This is a genomic window from Citrobacter sp. TBCS-14 (genome assembly GCF_005280805.1).
Classification (GTDB): domain Bacteria; phylum Pseudomonadota; class Gammaproteobacteria; order Enterobacterales; family Enterobacteriaceae; genus Citrobacter; species Citrobacter gillenii.
Map to the genome: position 1 here is coordinate 1 of NZ_SZWM01000130.1, position 229 is coordinate 229.

General features: G+C 46.7%; 1 protein-coding gene. It reads right to left on the reverse strand.

Translation table 11 applies throughout. From position 1 onward, the window contains the following. Positions 1-15: 15 nt before the first annotated feature. Positions 16-229: GNAT family N-acetyltransferase (locus FDX22_RS00700; RefSeq protein WP_146716577.1), on the reverse strand; the 214-nt coding region annotated here is incomplete at its 5' end.

Below are 229 nucleotides of genomic sequence, written 5' to 3' on the forward strand. Positions count from 1 at the left end.
AGGCAATAAGTACGGCTACCCGTGTACGAGACTGAGTAACGGGTATGGCCGTCCGAGATCGTCCACTTCTGTACGTCCTGTCACGTTAAATCCCATCTTCTTATAGAATCCAACTGCCTGCTCATTCTGTTCGTTAACGTTGGTTGTTAGCGTTGAACTCATTGATAAAGCATGTTCAATCAGCAACTTACCCACACCACTACCACGCACATCTGGATCGACAAACAAC